At 62.9% G+C, this 1,198-nt stretch carries 2 protein-coding genes; both read left to right on the top strand.

Annotation, left to right across the window (positions count from 1 at the left end; all coding sequences use genetic code 11):
• Positions 1–604 (top strand): phospholipase domain-containing protein (locus ABT171_RS41635; RefSeq protein WP_351252161.1); only part of this gene is annotated, 604 nt, incomplete at its 5' end.
• A gap of 86 nt (positions 605–690) precedes the next feature.
• A partial coding sequence (locus ABT171_RS41630) for a TroA family protein (protein WP_503079068.1) occupies positions 691–1,198 on the top strand: 508 nt, incomplete at its 3' end.

The following is a 1,198-nucleotide window of genomic DNA, read 5'->3' as shown; positions in this document are numbered from 1 at the left end:
ATCGCCCGCCCACCAGCGTTTGCCGCACCAACGCCGCCTGGCGCGCCCTTCCCGCGCACTGCCCTACCAGCTGCACGTCGAGGCCACCGTCGCGACCGAGCAGCGCCGCGTGACGTTGAACCTGTTCAATACCGGCGAGCAGGGAGCGGTATTTCACGTCTACGACCGGCGAGACCTGACGCAAATCCCGCGCCGCTATACCGTCGAGGCCGGCAAGGCGGTCAGCGACGACTGGCAGGCGGACAATGAGTACCATCTATGGCTGCTCGGCCCCAACGGCTTTCATCGCGAGCTGCGCGGCGTCCTGAGTCGGCCGCAGCCGGAAGTGCGTTTGCGCCCAACGGGCCGCAGCCTGCAGCTGCAGTTGAATAATCCGGGCACCGAAGCGATAGCGGTCACCCTCGAACTCTGCCCTTACACTCAGCAAGGCCCGTGGCCTATTACGCTGCCTGCGGGCGGCAGCCACCAGCAAACGTTTGACGCCCGCACCAGCGGCGGCTGGTATGATCTTACGCTGCGAGGCCCCGGCTGGCTGCGACGCCTGGCGGGGCGGCTGGAGGACGGTGAGCACAGCGTCAGCGACCCGCTGATGGGCCAGGGATGATCTATCGGCATCAAGGGAGTTCAAAAAGCGAAAGGATATCGCTTATCATTGCGTTCTCGTTCTTCGCCGATTACCCAAGGATCTTCATGCCCGCTGTTCTTATCGCTAAAGCCGGCCGCTGGTTGGCCGCCTGTGTGTTGCTGTTGGCCGGCACCGCTCAAGCCGCGCCGATCGTCGTCACCGATGTCGCCGGCCGCCAGGTCACCCTGCCGCAACCGGCCAAACGCGTTATCCTGGCCGATGCCCGTGCGCTGCTGGCGCTGAATATTCTGCATCCGCAGGAGCCGCTGAAAAACATCATCGCCTGGGACAACTCGCTGAAGGTCAAAGCGCCGGATCTGGTGGAGGCCTACGCGAAAAAATTCCCGCAGGTCATGCAGATCCCCACCTTCGACAACCCCTACACCAGTGATTTCAGCGTGGAAAGCGCGGTAGTGCGCCAACCGGATCTGATCATTTTCGACATCGGCCTGCTGAGCAAATTGAAAGACAGCGGCGTGCTGACCCAGCTGGAAAAAGTCGGCATCCCAGTGCTGATCATCGATTTTCGCCAGCAGCCGCTGACCAACACCGTCGCCAGCATGGCGCTGTTGG

This window comes from Streptomyces sp. NPDC001851 (genome assembly GCF_040297165.1).
Classification (GTDB): Bacteria; Actinomycetota; Actinomycetes; order Streptomycetales; family Streptomycetaceae; genus Streptomyces.
This window is presented reverse-complemented; position numbering and strand designations above follow the sequence as displayed.